The organism is Rhodosalinus halophilus (assembly GCF_003298775.1).
GTDB classification, from domain to species: domain Bacteria; phylum Pseudomonadota; class Alphaproteobacteria; order Rhodobacterales; family Rhodobacteraceae; genus Rhodosalinus; species Rhodosalinus halophilus.
Window position 1 is genome coordinate 21438 of the sequence record NZ_QNTQ01000016.1, and the last position, 17497, is coordinate 38934.

Genomic DNA, 17497 nt, shown 5'->3' on the forward strand with positions numbered 1-17497 from the left:
TGACATGACTTACTCAAGACGCGATATCCTGAAGATCGGGGCGGCCGCGGGGCTCGCCTCGGCTGCGCCGTCCCATCTGCTTGCACAGAGCAACTCGGGCGTGGCGCTGACGGCACGGGAAGCCAGCATGCAACTGGCGCCCCCGGACTACCCCCGGACGGCCATCTGGGGCTATGACGGCTCCATGCCGGGGCCGGTGATCCGGGTCCGGCAGGGCGGCCGCGTCACGCGCCGTCTGGTCAATGAACTGCCTCAGGCCACGTCGCTCCACTGGCATGGCGTCCGGATCGACAACGCGATGGACGGTGTCGCGGGCCTGACGCAGGAAGCCGTCGCCCCCGGCGCATCCTTCGACATCGATTTCGTCGCGCACGATGCCGGCACCTACTGGTACCACGCGCACAACCGTTCCGTGGAACAGGTTGCGCGCGGTCTCTACGGCGCGCTCGTGGTCGAAGAGCCGGAGGGGCCCGACGTGGATCGCGACGAGGTGCTGATCCTCGATGACTGGCTCCTGAACCCCGACACTGCCCAGATCGATCCCGACTTCACCTCGCGCCATGATCGCAGCCACGCGGGCCGGGTCGGGAACTTCATCGCGACGAACGGGCAGTACCGGCACAGTCTCGATGTGCGCCGCAATGAGCGGCTGCGGCTTCGCCTCGTGAACGCAGCAAATGCCCGGATCTTCGAACTGGCGCTGGCCGGCCTCGAAGGCTGGGTGATGGCGCTCGACGGCATGCCGCTGGAGGCGCCGCAGCCCGTGTCCGATACGGTTTTGCTCGGGCCGGGGCAGCGGGCCGACCTCCTTGTGGACGTCGCGGCGGAGCAAGGTGAGACGGCCTATCTGGTTCGCGTCGACAACGGTGAGGGGTTCGTTCAGTCGGCCTTCCCGGTGATCGCGGCATCGTCCGGCGCGCGTAGGGATGCCCCGCAGGCCTTGCCCCCGAACGCCAACATGGCTCCTCCGGATCTCTCACAAGCCCGGCATGTGCGCCTTCACATGGGTGGAGGCGCGATGGGCCGCCTGCAGTCGGCCCAATTCAACGGTGAGCGGAGAACCTTTCGCCAACTGGTCGATGCCAACCAGTTCTGGGCCTTCAATGACGTCATCGGCATGACGGATGACCCACTGGCCGATCTCGCGCGTGATGAGCCGGTCCGTCTTGAAATCGTCAATGACACCTCCTTTCCGCATGCCATGCACCTCCACGGGATGCACTTCCGCGAAATCGGTGCCGATGGCTCCCTGGAACCGCTCAGGGACACCATTCTGACATTCGGGGGCGAGACGCGCGAGATCGCGTTTTCGGCGCATAATCCCGGCGACTGGCTGTTTCACTGCCACATGCTTTCACATGCCGCGTCAGGGATGATGACTTGGGTCAGAGTGACTTGATGCGTAGAAGTGTGGCCGCGGTAGCTGCAGCCATCGCCTCCGTTGCGCTGGTTGCTCTCTGGTGGACTGGCGGAGGGTCGGGGTCGGAAGCTGCGCTGGTCATGCCGGAAGGTCTCGACCTGGCACAAGGTGAGGTGCTCTACGGCGAGTACTGCGCGTCCTGTCATGGCGCAAACCTCGAAGGGCAGCCTGACTGGCAAAGCCCGGGGCCCGACGGCCGGTTGCCGGCGCCCCCTCATGACGAGACCGGGCATACATGGCACCACCCCGACAGCGTCCTGTTTCAATACACGAAGCTTGGCGGCCGTGAGACGCTGGCCTTGCAGGGCATCGAGTTCGACAGCGGCATGCCCGGCCTCGAAGGGCAGCTGAGCGATCAGGAAATCTGGACCATTCTCGCCTACATCCGATCGACGTGGCCGGAGCGCGCGCGTGCCGCGCAGGCCGCCCGTACCGAGGCGAGCCTCGCCAACGAAGGGAGTTGACCCAATGAAGAAATCCATTCTCTGCGCCACGGTAATGGCTGTTTTTCTGCCAGTCGCCGCGTCCGCGGACGACCTGTCGGAGGATCGGGTACGCGAGCTGGTCCTTGAGACCATTCGCGAGAACCCGCAAATCGTGATGGAAGCCGTCGCCATCCTGCAACGTCAGGAGGCCGACGCAGAGGCCCAGGCACAAGCGCAGGTTCTGGAGGTCGAGCGCGATCTTCTCGAGCAGGATCCGAACGCGCCCGTACTCGGAAACCCGGATGGCGACGTCACCATCGTCGAGTTCTTCGACTACAACTGCCCTTATTGTCGCCAAGTCAAACCGGAGATCGAGGCCTTGTTGGCCGCCGATTCAAACGTTCGACTCGTCTATCGCGAATGGCCCATTCTGGGCGAGGGATCTGTTTTTGCCGCGCGGGCGGCACTCGCCGCACGCGAACAGGACCTTTACGAGGAATTCCATTGGGCTCTTATGGGGATGAACGGCCGGGCGGAGGAAGCAGCCGTCATGCGGGTGGCCGAAGAAGTCGGGCTCGATCTCGTGCAGCTCCGTCGGGACATGGCGGCGCCCGAAATCGAAGAACATATCGCAACCTCAATGCGCCTTAGCCAGGCTCTGGGGTTCAACGGCACTCCGTCCTTCGTGATCGGCGAGGCGCTTGTTCCGGGTCTCGTCGAACAGGAACAGTTACAGGCCCTGGTCGCGCAGGTGCGTGATGGGTCCGAATGACCGCAAGCCTGCGATCGAGCGGCCGGAGTTACGCGCGATGCTGACCCGCCGCCATTTCATCGCTTCCACGGCCGCCCTGTTCTCGCCGCCCATCACCGGTCCGCTGGTTGCCAGCAGCTGGCCCAGCGAGGCACAGAAAGCGGATTGGGATGCGCAGGTCACGCCTGCGAACTACGATCGGCCACGTCGAACCCGTCGGGCCTTAATCCGCGCTTCCTGCCAACCCGGGTAAAACCGCCCTCTGCCAGTCGAATCTTTGTTGTTCCCAGACTGAACAATCCGGCCTCGGGCAACGACAGTGACAGCACGAATTCTGCGTTATACGCAGCCCCATCCCCTACCGGTGAGTGTCGTTGCATCAGCTGGATGATTGGAGCGCGGACACAAGATAGCCGATGCCGGTCAAAAGCACGACGACCGCACCGAAGAGCACGAGCGACAAGAATACAGCAATCCCCCGACAACGTCGGTGCGCCAATGATCGGCCTTGCGCGAGCCAACCCTCGATCACAGAGACATAGAGGGGAATTGCGCTGAACATCGTCGCGTAGAGATAGACTCCCGAGATGTTCTCGAAAAAAGCCGAGCGCGCGAGGGTTGGCGCCACGACGCGCACCGCCGTTGCGCGGTTGCCGCCGAAGGATCCGAACCAGTCGGCAGACAGCACGTAGATCAAGCCGTGAAGAAGGACGAAGGTGACGATCCGGGCCGATGCATCGAGCGCGAGGATGAAGACATGTCTCTGCCGGAGCGCCTCGTGCGTACTGGCAGCCGCAAAAAGGAAGAAGGCCACGTAATTGACCACGAAGACGACCGGAATGCCGTTCGTCAGCACCTGCCGCAGGAACCGCGAGAGGGCGGGGCCGCCGTCGGCGAGGTGCCGGGCAAAGTCGGGTGTCAGCGCGACATAAAGCGCAAGCAGCGGCAGGATGCCCGCAAGGCTGACAACGATGGTATGCCATGCAAACCGGTGGAACGGCAGATCGCTGGAGAACCACCTTTGCACGACGCCCCGTTCCTCGGACTCCTTTGGCGGCAGCATGGTGGAAGCTGCCGTTCGCCCGCATTGGTCAGATGTCGCAATCGTAGAAGCCGCGATAGCCCACGGTCAAACCCTGGTCGAGGGCAAAGATCAGTTCCGCTCCGCCGCGCCAGTCGGCCTCGTCCACGTCGCGCAATGTCATTGTGATCCCGGGGGCGGCGAAGGTTTCCGCGCCGTCGGACTCGAGCGTCAGGATCACACCGTTCAGCTGCGCGAGCGCGCCTTCTTCGTTGTGCAGCAGGATCGGGTCCTCATCCTCGACACGGCGGAAGCCGCAGGTCAGCGAGGACGTGTCGGTGCCTTCGGGAAGCGCCTCAAGCGCGATTGGCGAGGGGTCGAGCGACGCGATCAGCGTGTTGTTCAGCGCCTCTTCCAGCGTGCCGACGGCTGGTGGCGGGTCTTCGTAGATACTTTCGATTTCTCCACGCTCATCGATGGCGGCGATCAGGTAGCGCATCTCGGCGATCTCGCGGTTCTGCGCGGCAATGATGTCGTGCGACAGCTTTTCGACCCGCGGGTCGGTCAGTTCCGACCGGCTCGATGTCATGATGGCGATCGAATGGTGCGGGATCATCGCCGCCATGAACGAGCGGTCCTGCACCGTTTCCTGGCTGCGCACGAGCCACAGCGACCCCGCGAAGACGATGATCGAGCCCACGAAGATCGCCGCGTTGATCGCCTTCGAAGAATACATCGACAGCATGTAGGCCAGCATGATGACCGCCATCGTCGCGCCCATGAGCACGGCCATATAGGCGCGCGTTTCCGACCAGAAGAGGTGCTCGAGCGCGTAGGTGTTGAGATACATCAGGATGAACATGACGACCGTCGAGGTCGCGATCATCGCGGCGAACCGCCAGTAGGACATGGGCGCCTCCCTATCTTGCACGCGAATGCTCCCTTGGGGTGCAATCACGATCCATTGTGGGAAAAACCTGTCGCCGTTGTTCAAGTTCCCGTTACATTTCGCGACATGGCCCAGCATGCAGGGGCCGTGCGACCGGCCTTCCTGACGGTGGCGGGTCAGAAGCGTGTGCGCCCGTTGTTGAATACCGCTTGTAGTGACAGGCACGGACGGCAGCGGAACTGCCTCTGCTGAAGGAGGGCTTGGCGATTGCTGAAATGATGACCGACCACGCGGTGAAGCGGGGGCAGGCACGGGCGAGTTGAAACGGTCTACCGCTTCCGATCCGATTTCGCCTGCACTGCGCTGCGGACGAGCTTGCCGAAGGCGCGGTCCTTTTCACGGCGGTCGGCGAGGCTTGCGGAGTTGAAGGCGTCCTCGGCCTGGAGCTTGCGCCAGCGCGCGAGCCGCGCGGGGTCGAGGCTGCCGTCTTCGGTGGCGGCCAGGATGGCGCAGCCGGGTTCGGTCTCATGCCGGCAGTCAGTGAAGCGACAGCTTGCTGCCAGCGCCTCGATATCCTCGAACACGTCGGCGATGCCCGTCGCCGCGTCGGTCAGTTGAAGCTCGCGCATGCCCGGTGTGTCGAGGACGAGGCAACCACCTGGGGTGATGTGCAATTCCCGTGCGGTCGTAGTGTGCCGGCCCTTTGCGTCGTCCTCGCGGATGCCTTGGGTGGCGATGGCCTGAGTGCCGAGGAGCGCGTTGGTCAGGGTCGACTTGCCCACGCCGGATGAGCCGAGGAATGCGACCGTCCGTCCCGATTTGCACCAGTCGGCCAGCGCCTCCGCCGGTTCGGCGCCGCGGGCGTCAAGCGCCACCACCGGCACCCGGTCCGACACAGCTTGCGCCGCGTCCACATAGGGCGCGGTGTCCTCGGCAAGGTCTGCCTTCGTTAGGACGATCACCGGCTCGATCCCGGCTTCGAAGGCCAGCGCGACGTAGCGCTCCAGCCGCGCCACGTTGAAATCCGCGTTGCAGGACGTGACGACGAAGACCGTGTCGATGTTCGCCGCGATCAGCTGCACTTCGCGGCTCGTGCCCGGTGCGCGGCGCTTGATGAGGCTCTTGCGCTCCAGCACGCGGCTCGACCTGGGCCGCGCGCGATCGTAGAGCAGCCAGTCGCCGACTGTCGCCTCCGGTCCCGGCGGGATCGTCTCGTCGATCCCGTCGCCCGCCACCTGCAGGCCACTGCGATGCACGGCGACCACGCGAACCGGGGGCGTCGCGGTCAGGGCCTCCGCTTCGATCTGGCGGGCGAAGGCCGGGCCCCAGCCGAGGCGGTCAAGCGCCGTGGGCTCGCGGCGCGCCGGTGCGGCACCCGGCAGGAAGGCGGAGTAGTCGCGGACCATCACCAGAGCCTTGGATCGTCGAACGCGGCGACGCAACGCGCCGGCCCTCTGAGCGGCGTGAGCGGCGCGTCTGTCAGGGACTGGGCGATCCAGCCCTGCGGCTGCTGGAGCGGCTGCGGCGCGGGCAGGTCGGCCTCCGAGACGGGCTCGAACCCGATGCGGCCGTAGAAGGCCGGGTCGCCATAGGTCACCGCGATGTCCACGCCCTCCTGCCTGAGCGCGCCGAGACCGTGGGCGATCAGCCGCTGCCCGATGCCCTTGCCCTGATGCGCCGTGGCGACCGCAACGGGGGCCATCAGGAAAACCGTGCGCGGATCGCCTGCATAGGTGAGGCGAGTGAAGAAGATTCCGCCGAGGAGCGCGCCGTCCTCCCAGGCGGTGAACACGCGCAGATCCTCGGCGGGCGTCTCCGCGATCAGACGGCGCGCAAGGGCGCCGATCAGCGCGCCTTCGTCAGCCCCTTCGGAGGCAGTGAAGGTCGACGCGAAGAGCTCCGCAATTGCCTCGGCGTGGGTGGTGTAATCCGTTGAATAGTCCATGTCTCGATCCTTTTTGGTGCCAGTCGGGGTCAGGCCCGCTTCAGCACGAACATCTCGTAGCCGAACTGACCACGGCCGGCCTCCAGCACGGCGATCTCGCGGCGCAGGTCGTCGAGGACAGGGCTCCCCGCAAGACGCGGCTCGAGGGCGTCGAGCCGTGCGGCGAGCGGACGGTAGTAGGTCTCCATCCCCTCCGGCCCGATGTCGAAATGGCCGAGGACGCGGTAGCCCGCGCGCCTCGCCTGTGCTGCGCGGGTCGCCGGCGTCGTCATCGCGGGGTATTCCGCGGCCCAGAACGCGCGGACCTCGTCGTCGGGTGTGTCGGTCCGCCAGACCATGTCGGAGACCACGAGCGCGCCGCCGGGGCGGATGAGTGCGCGCCAGTCCGCAAGCGCCTTTTCCACGCCGAGGATGTAGGCGCTGCCCTCGGACCAGATCACGTCCCAGGGGCGCTCGGGCGTAGGAAGTGCGGCCATATCGACGTTCTGCACCTCGATCCGGTCGGTGAAACCGCCCACGGTGATCCGCGCCCTGAGCTTGTCGAGCGCGACCTCGGCCGTGTCGGTGGCCGTGATCCGTGCCCGTGACGCCTCGGCCAGCGTCATCGTCGCCATGCCGGGGCCGCAGCCGATCTCGAGGATGGTTTCGGGCGCGAAGGGCAGCATGGCGAGCGCCCGGCGTGTCGCTTCGGCCGTTCCCGGGCCCCACCAGTCGAGGTCGGCGAACACCTCCATGAAGCCCGCCATATAGGCGTCGTGCGCGTTCATGTCCTTGGAGACCAGCGCGACCAGGCCGGCCTCCGCGCTGGAAAACCCCTGTGACATCAGCCAGGCGCGGTGCAGATCGGGAGCGACGCGCTCGACCTCCTCGTGCCAGTCCTTGAGGCTCGAGCGTCCGAGGAGAGCCGCCAGAAGGTCGCGCGACCGCGTCTTCTCGGCGATCTCCGCGTCCAGAACGGCGAGGCGCCGTCCCAGCATGTCGCGGTCGAGCTTGCCATCGAGGCAGGCCTGGCATTCCTGCAAGCTCAGCCCGCCGGCCTGAAGCTGCTGCATCAGCCGCAGCCGCTGTCGGTCGGCGTCGGTGTAGACGCGATAGCCGTTGGCCTGTCGCGCGGCCCTGACGAGGCCGAGCTTCTCGTAGTAGAGCAGCGTCGCGCGCGAGAGCCCTACGCTCTCCGCCAGTTCTGAAATCCTCACCGTCCGCCGCCTTGTCCGCTCACACCGATTCTCGACCTACGAGATTCTCCTAAGGTGTGAAGTTATAGACAGGTCAAGCCGGAGGGTGGTGCCCAAGGGCACCTGCGGTTCTAACCACGATCGCAATGAGAAGCCGGGCGTGCCGAGTGACCCGGCCCCCGACACGCTCCGAATGGAACGCAGCCGCACACGCTGCCGCGCGGTCAGCAAGAAAACTCGCGTCGGGTTGGCGGGCTCCCAGCCGGCTCGTCTACCCACCGAGCTGCCAGTGCGAGGGGCGGGAAGGCGAGCAAACTGAAAACGCGGAGGTGCCAGACGGTCTCTCTGGACTTGCACCGTATTCATTTTTGGTTATCTTGCACACGCGCGAGAAGGGAGCGCCCATGCCACGCACTACCACCATGACCGTCCGCGTCAGCGGCGCCCTCAGCGAGTTCGTTGCGACCAACGTCGGCGAGGACGGCGCCTACGAGAACGTGAGCGAGTATATCCGCGACCTGATCCGTCGCGACAAGGAGCGTGTGGAGCGCGAAGCGTTCGATCGTCTGAAGGCCGAACTGAAGCGTGCCTTCGCCGCGCCCGAGGACAGCTACAAGCCGCTGACCGCTGCTGAGGTGATCGCCCGGAACCGGACCTGAGCCCATGACGATCCGGGTCCAGGAGGCGGCCTCACTGCGCCTCGACGAGATCTACCGATACACCCGCGACCGCTGGGGCGAGGCGCAAGCCGAGATCTACATCACCGGTCTGTTCGCCGCCTTCGAGCAGATCGACACACGCGGAGTCATGTCGAGACCCGTACCGGCCGAGTTCGGCGTGGAGGGGTATTTCTTCCGCTATGAGCGGCACTTCGTGTACTGGAGGCGGCTTTCAAATGGCGACATTGGCATCGTCACCATCCTCCACGAGCGGATGCACCAGATCGACCGCTTCAAGGAGGATTTTGGCTCTCCCTAACGTAAAATCTATGACCGCGGCACTGACTCCGATTGTTGTCGCGAATCCGGGATCGTACCAGTGCGAGTGCCAGAAACGTGCAAAGCTCGGCGCGACGCTCTGCAGGTGTGATTAGAGCGGCGGAGATCGAATTAGGGCGTTTGATGATGGGTGGCTCTCCCTGCCAGCCTGACTGCTTCAATATTCGTGGGCTGATTTGCCATGGATTCGCCAATTCGATTTCGTCGGCGTATTGCTCGGGCATCTTCGCTTCCTTTCGGGCAACTCGTTGTGGCGTGCGGAAACGAAGGTGCGGGCGCGAGGAATAGGCAAGTCGAAGGTGGTTTTGCCCTGTGGGAGCGCTCAGAAATTGCTGCAGGCTTTGGAACGTCCGATACTCGTCCCGTTGGCTCGGCCACCTTTCGCGACCGGGATCGACCTCGCCTCATGATCAGCCAAAGGTTGGCGGCGGGGCCGTTCGACCCCGGGCTATGACGCTCCCGGTCCGTCAGCTTTGGTGTGTGGTTACTCAAAAGGCGGACGTCAGCTCCCCATCAGGTCCTTGATCCTGCCTATGAACGTCTCGTCGTCCTGGACCTTCCGGTCGTCGAGCAACGCCTCGGCATCGGTGCCCGCGCGGAAGCGGAGGCGGCCGCCGGGCTCGTTGACGGCCTCCCAGATGACTTCCGCGACGACCTCGGGCGCGGACGGCTCTGCTGCCAGCTTGCCGAACAAGCGTCCCATCGCCTCGGCGGTCGGGGCGTAGTCGGTAAGACTCTCGTCCATCGCGAAGTCGAAGGACCGGCCGCCGAAGTCCGTCCGGATCATGCCGGGCTCGATGATGCGCACGCGGATGCCGAGCGGCTCCAGCTCGTAGTGCAGCGCCTCGGAGAGGCCTTCGACCGCGAACTTGGTGCCGTGGTAGAGCGTGCCGAGCGGGAAGGTGATCTGCCCGCCGATGGACGAGATGTTGACGATGGTGCCCGCGCGGTTCGCGCGCATGTGCGGCAGCACCGCCTTCGTCACCTCCAGAAGGCCGATCACATTGGTGTCGAACTGGCGCCGGATGCGCTCGGCCGAGAAGGCCTCGAGGGGGCCATAGGCGCCGTAGCCCGCGTTGTTCAGGATGACGTCGATCCGGCCGAACCGGGCGATGCCGTCGGCCACCGCGGCGGCGATGGAGCCCGCGTCGGTCACGTCCAGCCGGGTGACGTGAACGTTGTCGAGCGCCGCCAGATCGCCCCCGGCGGAGGGATCGCGCATCGTGGCGATGACGTTCCAGCCCTCGGCCTGAAAGCGCAGGGCGGTGGCCTTGCCGATGCCGGAGGAGGCGCCGGTGATCAGGATGGTCTTCATGTCTCTCTCCTCAGGCGTTCAGGTCGAGCATCCGCTCGATGCCGAAATTGGTCAGGACGGTCCGCGTCACGTCGTGCAGCACGTCGTTGTAGCGCTCGATCTCGGGGCCGACGCCGGTATGGTCGACGACCGTGCGGAAGGGTTTCTGCCCATGGGGCATGTCGAGCAGCGCCAACACCGCCTCGGCGATCCGCTCGGGCCGCTGCGCCGGTGTCGCGTCGAGCATCTGGGCAAGGCCCGCCGCCGACATCGTTGGCACCTGCGCGAAGTCGCCGTAGCCGGCTTCCCGGTCGGGATCGCTCGGCGTGACCAGGCCGTCGAAGAAGGCCGTCGGCATGGCGCCGGGCTCGATGATGCAGGATTCGATGCCGAAGCCGGAGAGCTCCGTCCGGTAGCATTCGACGATGGCCTCCAGCGCCCATTTCGACGCGGAATAGGTGCCGTAGAAGGGCGTCGCGATCCGTCCGATCAGGCTGGAGGTGTAGAGGACCGTGCCGCGCCCCTGCGCCCGCAGGTGCGGAAGCGCGGAGCGCATCACGCGCTGTACGCCGGTGACGTTCACGTCGAAGACGCGGGCCATGTCCTCGGGCGCCATCAGTTCCTGGATCCCGTAGGAGCCGATCCCGGCATTGTTGAAGAGCACTTGAAGGCCGCCGAGCGCGTCGATGGCCTCGGCGACGCCGGCTTCGGTGCTGGCCGTATCCGTCACGTCCATCTCGACGATTTGCGCACCGGCGGCCTCCAGCTCGGCAACCGTCTCGGCGTTTTGCCCCGCTCGGCTGCGCACGCTGCCCGCCACTTCGTGCCCGCGGGCCATGAGCGCCAGCGCCGTCGGCTTGCCGAAACCGCCCGCTATCCCCGTGATCAAGACCTTCGCCATGGTCGTCCTCCTCGTGTGTTGATGGATCGACCCTAGTCCGATGGTGACGGCCAATCTTTCACGATTGACCGCATTTCTTGCCTGATCCTCCAAGTGGGAAAGTTTTCGCACAAAAAAGCAGGTGCGCTGTGCTAGAGAGGCGCAGGGAGGACAGCATGACCCACGGAGCCCTCTTGCATCATGTATCGGCCTTGCTCGACCGGGATGGACCGGCGCAAGGTGCGCTCGCGCATGGCCCGAGCGGCCTCCATTTCCTGCGGTTCTGCGCGCCGAGCGGGCAGGATGCGACCGTCTATCGCCCGCTTCTGTGCCTCGTGCTGCAAGGCGCCAAGGAGGTCGGCACGAGCAAAAGAACCCTGCGCGTGGCCGACGGGCAATCCCTTGTCGTCAGCCATGCCCTGCCGGTCGTGTCGCGCATTACCGAGGCGGCGCGGGACAGGCCCTACATCGCGCTGGTCTTCCCGATCGACCTCGACCTCCTGCGCGGGATGGCCGCCGACGTGGCGCCGGCCCGCGCTCCGGGGCAGGCGGACCCGTTCTCGATCTCGCTCTGCCAGACCGACCTGGAGATGGAGGAGGCGCTCTTGCGCCATCTCCGGCATTGCGACAGCGAAGACTCGCGCCGCCTGCTGGCCCCGATCACGGCGCGCGAGATCCATGCGCGGCTCCTGCTCGGCCCCCATGCCGAGCCGTTGCGCAAGCTGCTCTGGCACGAGACGACGGCCAGCCGCATCTTCCAGGCCACGCGCGAGATCCAGTCGGACCTCGCCCGCCCGATTGTCGTCGGTGATCTCGCGGACCGGGCCGGCATGAGCAGTTCGGCCTTCTTCGAGCATTTCAAGGCGGTGACCGGCACGTCTCCGCTGCAATACCAGAAAGACCTGCGCCTGTTGCGCGCCCGCGAAGCCTTGCGCAGCACGAAAGGGAAGGTCTCCGAGATCGCCTTCGGGGTGGGTTACGAAAGCTCGGCCCAGTTCTCACGGGAGTACGCCCGCAAGTTCGGGCTGGCGCCAAGGCAGGACCGCGTGGCGCAGGCGGCGGAATAGCCGTGGGTCTTCGACGTTTTGTTTTTGGATGGCAGTCGCCTCTTTTGCGGATGGCGATCTCAAATATGGTCTAGCAAATAGAAACAATGGCTTATGGGGTAGAGAACGTTCGACCCCGGTCCCGTCCGCTCCGATCCGCGCCCGATCGCGACAAGGGGCTCCGCACAGGCGACGCAACGGAGAACGCCGCCAGGACAATGTCTTGGCGGGATTCGTGCCCATGCGGGCCCCTCGGTCGTTCACGCTTTCGCACGGCGGCCGCGCCTGGGCCCAGACACCCGCTTCGCCACCGAGAGACGCGCAAGCATCCCTCGGCCGGCCGGGCGGACGCGAGGGCCCGGCCTTCGCAGGCGCCCTTCCGCCGAAAACGCCCTGCGCGCGTGACTGCGCGGCACCGGCGACCTCGCACCGCCGCAATTGATAATGACTTGCAAAAGCATTGACCTTGCGACTGCTTCGCACTATTGATTGTGCATGAGAACGGCGCCGCTGGCATGCCGCGCGAAATGGGGAGTTTCGAGAGTGCATAGGATCAAGAGGGGGCTTCTGGCCGCCGCGGCGGCCTTCATGTCCTTCCTGCTCGCGGTGGGAGCGACAGCACAGGAGCGCCTCGCCGTGGTGGCGACGACCGGCATGATCGCCGACGCCGCCAGAAACGTGGGCGGCGACCTCGTCGAGGTCGAGGCGCTCATGGGACCGGGTGTCGACCCGCACGCCTATCGTCAGACCCGCACGGACATCGTGGCGACGGCCCGGGCGGATCTCGTCCTCTGGAACGGCCTCTATCTCGAGGCGCAGATGGAGGAATTCCTGCTCGACCTCGCGCAGGACAAGCACGTCGTCGCCGTCGCCGAGGCGGTGCCGGAAAACCTGCTGATCGGCTCGGAGGATTACGAAGGCCGCTTCGACCCGCACGTCTGGATGAATCCCAACCTATGGGCGCGGGTCGTCGTGACCATCCGCGACGCGCTCATCGAGGCGCACCCCGAGGGCGAGGCGGCCTTCACCGCCAACGCCGCGGCCTATCTCGAGGAACTGGCCGAGCTTTCGCGCTACACGACGGAGGTTCTGTCTTCGGTGCCCGCCGAGTCGCGCATCCTGCTGACCTCGCACGACGCCTTCAACTACTTCGGCAACGCCTACGGCTTCGAGGTCGTGGGCATCCAGGGCATCTCGACCGAGTCGGAGGCGGGCCTCGCGCGGATCTCAGAGCTCGTCGACCTGCTGATCGAGCGCGACATCCGCGCCGTCTTCGTCGAGACCTCGGTCTCGGACAGGAACATCCGCGCGCTGGTCGAGGGCGCGCGGGCCGAAGGCCACGACGTCGTCATCGGCGGCGAGCTCTATTCCGACGCGATGGGCGAGCCCGGAACCTACGAGGGCACCTACATCGGCATGATCGACTCCAACGCCACCACGATCGCCCGCGCGCTGGGCGGCGCGGCGCCGGATACCGGCATGCAGGGGCTGCTGAACTGATGGAGCGCCGCATGACACCGTCAAGCCGACCCGCGATCGCGGCCGACCACGGCCGGCCCGCCCGCCCGGACGCGATCCCCGCCGAAGCCGCGCTCGCCGTGCGCGGCCTGACGGTGTCCTACGGCGAGAAGCCGGCGGTCTTTTCCGTGGACGCGACCTTTCCGGCGCAATCCATGTCGGCGATCATCGGCCCGAACGGGGCGGGCAAGTCCACGCTGCTCAAGGCCGCTCTCGGCGTGATCCCGCGCCTGTCCGGCGAGGTGCACGTCTTCGGCCGGCCCGTCAAGGAAGCCCGGGAGCGGATCGCCTATGTTCCCCAGCGCGCCAGCGTGGACTGGGATTTCCCGGCCACCGTGATGGACGTCGTGCAGATGGGCCTCTATCGTCGCGTCGGTCTCCTCGGCCGTCTCTCGGGCCGGATGACACGGGCCGCCCGCGACTGCCTCGACCGGGTGGGCATGGCCGATTTCGGCCACCGCCAGATCGGCCAGCTCTCGGGCGGCCAGCAGCAGCGCGTGTTCCTCGCGCGCGCGCTCGCGCAGGACGCCGATCTCTACCTGCTCGACGAGCCCTTCGCCGGTGTGGACGCCGCGACGGAACGGGCGATCATCGACGTGCTGAAAGCGCTCGAGGCAGAGGGCAGGACCGTGGTCGCGGTGCACCACGACCTCTCGACCGTGCGCGCCTATTTCGACCATGTGTTTCTGATCAACGTGCGGCGGATCGCGGAGGGGCCGGTCGAAACCACCTTCACGACCGAGGCGCTGCAGGCCACCTATGGCGGACGGCTGGCGGCCGCCCATCTCGACGAACTCGCCGTCGCGGGCGGGAGGGCCTGACCGGATTGCTCGACGCGCTTCTCCTGCAGGCGGGCTACAACGCGGCACTGGTGGCCATCGGCGCGGCTCTGCTGGGTTTCGCGGCGGGCGCGTCGGGCACCTTCATGTTCCTGCGCAAGCGCGCGCTGGTCTCCGACGCCGTGGCCCATGCCACGCTGCCGGGCGTCGGCCTCGCCTTCATCGTCATGGTGTCGCTGGGCGGCGACGGGCGCAACCTCGCGGGGCTTCTGCTCGGCTCGGCCGTCACGGCCTGGATCGGGCTGCTGGTCATCGAGTGGATGACCCGCCGCACGCGGCTGGCAGAAGACGCCGCGATCGGCGCAGTGCTCGGAGTCTTCTTCGGCATCGGCATCGTGCTGCTCACCGTGGTCCAGACCATGAGTGCGGGCCGGCAGGCCGGTCTCGAGAGCTTCCTGCTCGGGTCCACGGCGGGGATGCTTCTTCAGGACGCCGTGGTGATCGCCGTGGGCGGCTCGCTCGCGGTCCTCGCCACCTGGCTGATGCGCCGGCCGATGACGCTCGTGGCCTTCGACAGCGAATATGCGGCCGCCGCGGGCTACGACGTGCGCCGGATCGACCTGCTGATGATGGCGCTCGTCATGGCGATCACGGTGATCGGGCTGAAGCTGGTCGGGCTGATCCTGATCGTCGCCCTGCTGATCATCCCCCCGGTCGCCGCGCGATTCTGGAGCGAGCGGGCGGGCCGGGTGATCTGGATCGCGGGCGGCGTGGGGGGCGCGGCCGGCTATCTGGGCGCGGCGATGTCCGCCTCCGCCCCGGCGCTGCCCACGGGGCCGATCATCGTGCTGGTCGCCGCGGCGATCTTCGTGCTGTCGCTGCTCTTCGCGCCGGTGCGCGGCGTTCTGGCCGCGTTGTTGCGCCACCGACGCTTCCAGCGCCGCGTGCATCGTCGGCAGGGGCTGCTGGCGCTCGCCGCGCACCACCCGATCCGCGAGGCCTACACGCTGCGTCTGCTTGCGCGCGAAGGGCTCGTCCGCCCCGACGGCGTGCCGACGGAAGCGGGCCGCGCTCAGGCCGCAAAGGTCGCCCGCGACGAACGCCGCTGGGAAGTGGCGCGCGAGATCCACCAGGACGCGGGGCTGACCGGCCGCTACGACGGGCTGACGCCGATCGAGGAGGTCTTCACCCCCGACGAGATCGCGGAGTTCGACCGCCGGCTCGGCCCGCCGGTGGCGGTGGGAGCGCGCTGATGGGCCCGGAGTTCGTCCAGTTCTCGTTGACGCCGATCCTGATCGGGATCTTCGCCTCGGTCGCCTGCGCGCTGCCGGGAAACTTCCTGATCCTGCGCCGGCAAGCGCTGATCGGTGACGCCATCAGCCACGTGGTGCTGCCGGGAATCGTCGTGGCCTTCCTCGTCACGGGTGTCGTCGCCGCGATCCCGATGCTGCTGGGGGCGGCGGCGGCGGCGGTGGTCGCCGTCGTCCTCATCGAGGCGGTCAAGCGGCTGGGCAGCATCGAGCCCGGCGCGGCGATGGGCGTGGTCTTCACCACTATGTTCGCCGCCGGCGTGCTGATCCTCGAGCAGACGGACACGAGCGACGTGCATCTCGACGTGCAGCACGCGCTGATGGGCAATCTGGAGACGCTGGTCTGGTTCCGCGCGACGGGATGGGAGTCGCTGCTCGATCCGGCCGCGCTCGCCACCGTGCCCGACGAGCTGCCGCGCATGGCCGTGGTCTGCGCGCTGCTCGTCGCCTGCACCGTCGTCTTCTGGCGCTGGCTCAAGATCGCCACCTTCGACGAGGGCTTCGCCCGGGCCCTGGGCATTCCCGCCTCGGCCGTGGGCTTCGGCCTCGTCATCGCGGCCGCGGTCGCCGCCGTGACGGCCTTCGACGCGGTGGGGTCGATCATCGTGATCGCCATGTTCGTCTGCCCGCCCGCCGCGGCGCGGCTCATGACCAACCGGCTCGCGCATCAGGTCTGGTGGTCGGTCGGCTTCGCCACGCTCTCGGCGGTGCTGGGCTACGTCTTCGCCGGCTACGGGCCGCTCTGGTTCGGGGCCGAGAACGCCGTCAGCGCCGCGGGCATGATCGCCGCCGTCTCGGGCGCGATCCTCGGCCTCGCCTGCCTCTTCGGCCCGCACCGGAGCCGGGTTGGTGTGGGCAGGCAGGAGGCGCCTTGATGGCGATTGGCAGCCCGCAGGATCGGAGGACACATGCCGGACCGGTACGAATGGCCCTCCGAGCGGTCAGAGGCATTGCGTCGTGAGCGCCGAGGATGATGCGGCGCGTTGGGAGGCTGCGATCGAGCGCGCGTATCAGGCGCGGCGCCGGCGCTACCCCGATCAGGCGCTGGAGTGGCGTCTGCTCTACAGCCCCCGTCGCGTGCTGAACGGAGCGCGGGTTGCATTCATCGGCCTGAACCCCGGCGGCAGGGTCGTGGACCCGTCTCACGGGAAATTTTCGAGCGAGGCCGGGTCCGCCTATCGCCGGGAGGTCGAAGACTGGGGGCCGAGCAGCGCATTGCAGGATCAGGTCATGGCGCTTTTCGCCCGGCTCGACGTGGTGCCCGAGGAGGTTCTTGCAGGGAATCTCGTGCCGTTCCGCTCCCCGAGCGAAGACACGCTGCAGGGTGCTCCCGAAGCGATAGCCTTCGGCAAGACCCTCTGGAGGGAAATCCTCGGCAAGGTCACGCCGCGGGTCGTGGTGTCGATGGGACGCACAGCAAATCGCGAAATCGCAAGCCTTCTCCGGGTTCGCGCCGCCAGGCGCTATCCGACGGGATGGGGCAACTACACGGCGTCTCGGGGCACCTTTCCCGGCGGGATATGGATCGGCCTGCCGCATCTTTCCCAATTCAAGATCATGAAAAGGCGCGAGAGCCAGGAGGCGCTGGACGACCTGTTCAGGAACCTCGGGTGACTGTTTCGCGCTCTTCGCCATGCTCCGTCAGGCACCTCGAGCGGTCACGCAGCACCTCCAGCACGCGGCAGTCGGCAATCCGGTCGCCGCGGCAGTCCTCGAGCATGCGGCGCAGTTCGGCGCGCAGCGCGTCGAGCCGCGCGATCCGGCGTTCGACCTCGCCGAGCTGCCGCTGCGCGATCCGGTCCACTTCGGCGCAGGGCCGCTCCGGATCGTCGGCGAGGCCGAGCAGATCGCGGATGGCGTCCAGGCCGAAGCCCAGTTCCCGCGCGTGCCGGATGAAGGCCAGCCGGTCGAGGTCCGACGGCGCGTAGCGGCGCTGCCCGCCCGCGGTCCGGGCGGGCGCGGGCATCAGCCCGATCTGTTCGTAGTAGCGGATGGTCTGCACCTTGGTGCCGGTGTCGCGCGCCAGTGCGCCGATCGTCAGCATCG

Annotated in this window: 19 protein-coding genes; 11 read left to right on the top strand and 8 right to left on the bottom strand. The window is 66.9% G+C overall.

Features of this window, described 5'->3' with window-relative positions:
• Positions 1 to 4: 4 nt before the first annotated feature.
• The 3 genes from DRV85_RS15495 to DRV85_RS15505 all read left to right on the top strand — a co-directional run bounded on the left by DRV85_RS15495 (position 5) and on the right by DRV85_RS15505 (position 2617).
• Complete coding sequence (locus tag DRV85_RS15495; RefSeq protein ID WP_113290392.1) at positions 5 to 1399, top strand: multicopper oxidase family protein; 1395 nt, start codon at positions 5 to 7, stop codon at positions 1397 to 1399.
• Between the two features lie 101 nt (positions 1400 to 1500).
• Entirely contained in the window at positions 1501 to 1884 is a 384-nt protein-coding gene (locus DRV85_RS15500) for a c-type cytochrome (RefSeq protein ID WP_420820929.1), read from the top strand.
• Between the two features lie 4 nt (positions 1885 to 1888).
• The gene (locus DRV85_RS15505) at positions 1889 to 2617 is read left to right on the top strand and encodes a DsbA family protein (RefSeq protein WP_113290394.1); all 729 of its coding nucleotides are present in this window, start codon (positions 1889 to 1891) and stop codon (positions 2615 to 2617) included.
• 358 nt (positions 2618 to 2975) lie between these two features.
• Here the strand turns inward: DRV85_RS15505 and DRV85_RS19045 are convergent, their stop codons facing one another.
• The 5 genes from DRV85_RS19045 to DRV85_RS15530 all read right to left on the bottom strand — a co-directional run bounded on the left by DRV85_RS19045 (position 2976) and on the right by DRV85_RS15530 (position 7647).
• Positions 2976 to 3659: a hypothetical protein gene (locus tag DRV85_RS19045; protein ID WP_147238864.1), complete on the bottom strand. Its 684-nt coding sequence runs from the start codon at positions 3657 to 3659 to the stop codon at positions 2976 to 2978.
• 28 nt (positions 3660 to 3687) lie between these two features.
• Complete coding sequence (locus DRV85_RS15515) at positions 3688 to 4527, bottom strand: DUF305 domain-containing protein (protein ID WP_113290395.1); 840 nt, start codon at positions 4525 to 4527, stop codon at positions 3688 to 3690.
• 308 nt (positions 4528 to 4835) lie between these two features.
• On the bottom strand, positions 4836 to 5912 hold the full coding sequence (rsgA, locus tag DRV85_RS15520; protein WP_113290396.1) for a ribosome small subunit-dependent GTPase A: 1077 nt from the start codon (positions 5910 to 5912) through the stop codon (positions 4836 to 4838).
• Positions 5912 to 6451: a GNAT family N-acetyltransferase gene (locus DRV85_RS15525; RefSeq protein ID WP_113290397.1), complete on the bottom strand. Its 540-nt coding sequence runs from the start codon at positions 6449 to 6451 to the stop codon at positions 5912 to 5914. The genes rsgA and DRV85_RS15525 overlap by 1 nt, the downstream gene beginning before the upstream one ends.
• Before the next feature lie 29 nt (positions 6452 to 6480).
• Positions 6481 to 7647 (bottom strand): MerR family transcriptional regulator, encoded by a 1167-nt coding sequence (locus DRV85_RS15530; RefSeq protein WP_113290398.1) that lies wholly within the window; start codon positions 7645 to 7647, stop codon positions 6481 to 6483.
• 383 nt (positions 7648 to 8030) lie between these two features.
• On the opposite strand from DRV85_RS15530, the gene DRV85_RS15535 reads away from it, so the two are divergent.
• Positions 8031 to 8285: a ribbon-helix-helix domain-containing protein gene (locus tag DRV85_RS15535; RefSeq protein WP_113290399.1), complete on the top strand. Its 255-nt coding sequence runs from the start codon at positions 8031 to 8033 to the stop codon at positions 8283 to 8285.
• Between the two features lie 4 nt (positions 8286 to 8289).
• Entirely contained in the window at positions 8290 to 8604 is a 315-nt protein-coding gene (locus tag DRV85_RS15540; protein WP_113290400.1) for a type II toxin-antitoxin system RelE/ParE family toxin, read from the top strand.
• 522 nt (positions 8605 to 9126) lie between these two features.
• On the opposite strand, the gene DRV85_RS15550 is transcribed toward DRV85_RS15540, so the two are convergent.
• Positions 9127 to 9939: an SDR family oxidoreductase gene (locus DRV85_RS15550; protein ID WP_113290402.1), complete on the bottom strand. Its 813-nt coding sequence runs from the start codon at positions 9937 to 9939 to the stop codon at positions 9127 to 9129.
• A gap of 10 nt (positions 9940 to 9949) precedes the next feature.
• Positions 9950 to 10819, bottom strand: coding sequence for an SDR family NAD(P)-dependent oxidoreductase (locus DRV85_RS15555; protein ID WP_113290403.1), 870 nt, complete (start codon positions 10817 to 10819; stop codon positions 9950 to 9952).
• Between the two features lie 155 nt (positions 10820 to 10974).
• Between DRV85_RS15555 and DRV85_RS15560 the strand changes: the two genes are divergently transcribed.
• The 6 genes from DRV85_RS15560 to DRV85_RS15585 all read left to right on the top strand — a co-directional run bounded on the left by DRV85_RS15560 (position 10975) and on the right by DRV85_RS15585 (position 17065).
• Positions 10975 to 11865 (top strand): AraC family transcriptional regulator, encoded by an 891-nt coding sequence (locus DRV85_RS15560; RefSeq protein ID WP_113290404.1) that lies wholly within the window; start codon positions 10975 to 10977, stop codon positions 11863 to 11865.
• A gap of 567 nt (positions 11866 to 12432) precedes the next feature.
• Positions 12433 to 13344, top strand: coding sequence for a metal ABC transporter solute-binding protein, Zn/Mn family (locus DRV85_RS15565; protein ID WP_275401727.1), 912 nt, complete (start codon positions 12433 to 12435; stop codon positions 13342 to 13344).
• 11 nt (positions 13345 to 13355) lie between these two features.
• A complete protein-coding gene (locus DRV85_RS15570; protein WP_113290468.1) occupies positions 13356 to 14183 on the top strand; it encodes a metal ABC transporter ATP-binding protein in 828 nt (275 codons plus the stop codon).
• On the top strand, positions 14180 to 15394 hold the full coding sequence (locus DRV85_RS15575; RefSeq protein ID WP_113290406.1) for a metal ABC transporter permease: 1215 nt from the start codon (positions 14180 to 14182) through the stop codon (positions 15392 to 15394). Before DRV85_RS15570 ends, DRV85_RS15575 begins: the two co-directional genes overlap by 4 nt.
• The gene (locus tag DRV85_RS15580; RefSeq protein WP_113290407.1) at positions 15394 to 16326 is read left to right on the top strand and encodes a metal ABC transporter permease; all 933 of its coding nucleotides are present in this window, start codon (positions 15394 to 15396) and stop codon (positions 16324 to 16326) included. The genes DRV85_RS15575 and DRV85_RS15580 overlap by 1 nt, the downstream gene beginning before the upstream one ends.
• Positions 16327 to 16408: 82 nt before the next feature.
• Positions 16409 to 17065, top strand: coding sequence for a uracil-DNA glycosylase family protein (locus tag DRV85_RS15585; protein ID WP_158540178.1), 657 nt, complete (start codon positions 16409 to 16411; stop codon positions 17063 to 17065).
• On the opposite strand, the gene DRV85_RS15590 is transcribed toward DRV85_RS15585, so the two are convergent.
• Complete coding sequence (locus DRV85_RS15590) at positions 17049 to 17495, bottom strand: MerR family transcriptional regulator (RefSeq protein ID WP_113290409.1); 447 nt, start codon at positions 17493 to 17495, stop codon at positions 17049 to 17051. The two genes, DRV85_RS15585 and DRV85_RS15590, sit on opposite strands and share 17 nt — an antisense overlap.
• Between the last annotated feature and the right edge of the window lie 2 nt (positions 17496 to 17497).